We start from the raw sequence: 3,520 nt of genomic DNA, 5'->3' as shown, positions 1-3,520 counted from the left end.
CAGCGTCAACTTGTGGAAGTCAGGTCTGACCACCGGGAGGACGAACTCCGACGCAGCGCGGCCGAGGACGCCACCCGCCTGGTCGTCCAGCTCGCGTCCTACGACCACGCCGACGTGGACGCGAACATCGAGGCGGTCGTGGCGGAATCCACCCCGGAGTTCGCCGACCGCTATCGCGAGGTGTCCGAGGGGCTGCGCGAGTTGCTCGCGAACGGACAGGGCACCTCGACCGGGACCGTCACCCACGCGGGAGTCCAGAGCGTCGACACCGAACGGGCCGTCGTCCTGGTGTTCCTCGACCAGGAGATCACCAACGTCACCGTGCCCGAGGGCCGGGTCGACGCGAGCCGCATGGTCGTGACCCTGGTCCGCGGAGGGAACCGCTGGCTGCTCGACTCCGCCGAACTCGCCTGACCCCCGGCTGATCCGAACGACCAGCCCGAACCGAAGGAGAACCACCCGTGATCACCGAACTCCACCGCACTCCCGCCGCCCCGGTTCCCCGGGCCGTCCCCCCTGGGGTCGCCGACGCCGTCGACTCCATCGGGGCCGCCGGCGGAGTGGCCAACGTCATCATGCAGTTGTCCTGGCCGGAGATCGGCTGGGGTGTGCGGGAGAGCCGCGTGGACACCGGGAACGTCTACAAGCACCCGCTCAAGCGCGCGCGCACGACCTTCCAGTACCTGGCGGTGGCGACCCTGGGGAGCGACGACGACAAGCGGATCTACCGCGAGGAGGTCACCCGGATCCATCGGCGTGTGCACTCCACCCCGGACAGCCCGGTGACCTACAGCGCCCTCGATCCGGAGCTGCAGATGTGGGTGGCGGCATGCCTCTACGTCGGATTCGAGGACGCGTTCGAGTGGCTGCACGGTCCGATGACCGACTCCGATCGAGAGGCGTTCTACCTCTCCGCACCGACGTTGGGCACCACGCTCCAGGTGCGGCCCGAGCAGTGGCCGTCCACGCGTACGGAGTTCGAGGACTACTGGCGTGAGGGGATGTCGCGGATCCGATTCGACGACCCGGTCCGCGAGCACCTGGTGGGGCTCGCCGAACTCCGGATGCTGCCGCAGCCCACGACCGTGTTGTTCGGCAGACTGAACAAGTGGGTGACCACGGGGTTCCTGCACCGCGAGTTCCGGGACGCACTCGGGCTGCCGTGGAACCCACGGGATCAGCGCCGTTTCGAGCGGTTCCTCGAGGTGACGGCGGCGGCCAATCGACTTCTGCCGTGGCCGGTGCGCACGCTCACCTACCGCGTCCTGCTGCTCGAGCTCAGGTGGCGCCTGCGGACCGGACGACCGCTGATGTGACGCTCCCGCCCCGCCCCGCCCCGCCCCGGCGCGGAGCGGCGCGGAGCGGAGCGGGGCGGCCTGACGTCGTCGCGGGTCAGGCCGGAGCGATCGATGTCGCGACGCTGCCCCCCACACGGTCGTCCTCCCCCTCCTCCGCCCGGTCACTGTCACGCTCCTCGTCCCACACGCCGGCGCGCTGGAGATGGGCGATGAGCAGATCGGCCCCGTTGCTGAACTCGGCGTCGATCACCGCATGGGCCGTCTCCACATCCCCGGTGCGCAGCGCCTCGAGCATCCGCCGGTTGTCCACGAGTGCGGCCGCGCGCCAGGCCGGATCGTCCGCGTAGAGGCGATAGGGCATGTAGCGCGCGGCGTTGTTGAGGAACCGGGACAGCTTGTCGGAGCGGGACGCCCGGTTGATCGAGCGGTGGATGGCGTACTGCGCACTGACCACGCGGTCCGGATCGCCCGCCGCGGCCGCTGCCTCGAACTCCTCCACCAGGCGGGCGTGCTGATCGAGGGCCGACTCGTCGAACCGCGTGATGGCCCGGTCGACGATCCGCCTGGACAACTCCGCCTGCAGCCAGAAGATGTCCTCGACGTCCTGCCTGCTCATCGGCGAGACGAGGTATCCGCGTCGCGGGACGAGGTCCACCAACCCCTCTCCGCGAAGCGTGAGGAGGGCCTCCCGCACCGGGGTCACGCTCACCCCGAGGGCGGCTGCGGTCTCGTCCAACCGGATGAAGTCCCCGGGGCGCACCTGGCCGCTCATGATCCGGGTCCGCACGTGGTCGGCGACCTCTTCTGACAGCTGTGGGCGCTGCGCGAGTCGTGTTGCGGCCATTTCCGACACCCCATCTCCGGTGAAGAGGACCGGCCGGGGGACGCGGCCGGGAATCGAAATCAAATATATCGAATGAACCCGGAAAAGCCCCTCATGGCGCGGGTGCCGGGTGAGACTGGGGAGATGACCTCCCCCGAGACCCGGCCCGCCGTACGCAGCGAGCGCCGCGATCACGTCCTGCTCGTCACCCTCGACCGCCCCGAGGCGCGCAACGCCGTCAACGGCGAGGTGAGCACTCTCCTGGGTCGGGCCCTGCACGAGGCCGACACGGACCCGGAGATCCGGGTGGTGGTCATCACCGGCTCGGGGGAGCAGTCCTTCTGTGCGGGAGCGGACCTCAAGGCCCTCTCGCGGGGAGAGGACATCTTCCCCGCGGAGAACCGCCAGTGGGGGTTCGCGGGCATGATGCAGCACCCCGTCTCGGTGCCGGTGATCGCCGCGGTCAACGGCACCGCGCTGGGCGGGGGGTGCGAGATCGCGCTGGCGTGCGATCTCGTGGTGGCGGCCGACCACGCGGTCTTCGGCCTGCCCGAGGTCAGGCGGGGCCTCGTCGCGGCGGCGGGCGGCGCGTTCCGGCTGCCGGCCCAGGTCCCTCACCGGGTGGCCATGGAGATGATTCTCACCGGTGAACCGGTCACGGCCGCACGGGCTCTCGAGCTGCACCTGATCAACCGCGTGGTCCCCGCCGGGGACCTGATCGACGCGGCCCTCGGACTGGCCGGGGTGATCGCCGCCAACGCCCCGCTGGCCGTGCAGGCGAGTAAGCGCATCGCGCTGGGGATCACCGACGGGGCCCGGCCGGACGAGGAGGAGCGGTGGAAGGTCAGTGACAGGGAGATGATCACCGTCATGACATCGGAGGACGCCGCGGAGGGCCCGAGGGCGTTCGCGGAGAAGCGGGACCCCGTCTGGAAGGCCCGCTGAGACCGATCCCACATCCCCGACCGGGTGTGCGCGGCCCCCTGAGAGCACTACATTTCCTTCATGGAAGCCGAGTTCAGGTCTGCGGTGATCGAGGAGGACCTCCAGGTCCTCGACACGGAGAGTCGGGAACTGGCGCCCAGGGCGTCGGAACTACTGGCCCACCGCCCCGGTGACATGGTCGCCGAGGAGGTACGGAACTGCGTGATCCGGACGCGCACCCGTCCGGCTCACACCGCCTCCGACCTGCGATCGGGGCTCCTCGCGGTACGCGAGGGGCTGCGCCGGGTGGGTGAGCCCCGCGGCCTCACCGTCGCGGCCGCGGGTGCGGTCCCGCTCGTGCCCCCGGGGTCGGCGCTGGTGGACGAGAGCCCGCAGATGCGTCGACTCCTGGCCGACTACGAATTCCTGGCCCGGGGTCAGATCTACTGTGGCAGCCGCGTCAGAGTGGACGCCG

Annotated in this window: 5 protein-coding genes; 4 read left to right on the top strand and 1 reads right to left on the bottom strand. The window is 70.4% G+C overall.

Annotation, left to right across the window (positions count from 1 at the left end):
* A partial coding sequence (locus tag G6019_RS16250; protein WP_206681841.1) for a mce associated protein mas1a occupies nucleotides 1-414 on the top strand: 414 nt, incomplete at its 5' end.
* A gap of 47 nt (nucleotides 415-461) precedes the next feature.
* The gene (locus tag G6019_RS16245) at nucleotides 462-1,316 is read left to right on the top strand and encodes an oxygenase MpaB family protein (RefSeq protein WP_231750416.1); all 855 of its coding nucleotides are present in this window, start codon (nucleotides 462-464) and stop codon (nucleotides 1,314-1,316) included.
* Nucleotides 1,317-1,392: 76 nt separating this feature from the next.
* On the opposite strand, the gene G6019_RS16240 is transcribed toward G6019_RS16245, so the two are convergent.
* The gene (locus tag G6019_RS16240; RefSeq protein ID WP_194305838.1) at nucleotides 1,393-2,142 is read right to left on the bottom strand and encodes a GntR family transcriptional regulator; all 750 of its coding nucleotides are present in this window, start codon (nucleotides 2,140-2,142) and stop codon (nucleotides 1,393-1,395) included.
* A 123-nt stretch (nucleotides 2,143-2,265) separates the two neighbouring features.
* On the opposite strand from G6019_RS16240, the gene G6019_RS16235 reads away from it, so the two are divergent.
* Together G6019_RS16235 and G6019_RS16230 are read left to right on the top strand one after the other, a co-directional pair.
* Nucleotides 2,266-3,066: a crotonase/enoyl-CoA hydratase family protein gene (locus G6019_RS16235; protein ID WP_107758291.1), complete on the top strand. Its 801-nt coding sequence runs from the start codon at nucleotides 2,266-2,268 to the stop codon at nucleotides 3,064-3,066.
* Nucleotides 3,067-3,126: 60 nt separating this feature from the next.
* Nucleotides 3,127-3,520, top strand: a 394-nt coding sequence (locus G6019_RS16230) for a glutamate-cysteine ligase family protein (protein WP_241726113.1), incomplete at its 3' end; no start/stop codon positions are given.

Source organism: Dietzia sp. DQ12-76 (genome assembly GCF_014145045.1).
Taxonomy (GTDB): Bacteria; Actinomycetota; Actinomycetes; order Mycobacteriales; family Mycobacteriaceae; genus Dietzia.
Note: the sequence above shows the minus strand (reverse complement) of the source record. Positions and strands in the feature narration are given on the sequence as shown.

Coding starts and splice junctions, on each gene's coding strand:
- G6019_RS16235 (WP_107758291.1), top strand. CDS start 2,266: ATGACCTCCCCCGAGACCCGGCCCGCCGTACGCAGCGAGCGCCGCGAT.
- G6019_RS16240 (WP_194305838.1), bottom strand. CDS start 2,142: ATGGCCGCAACACGACTCGCGCAGCGCCCACAGCTGTCAGAAGAGGTC.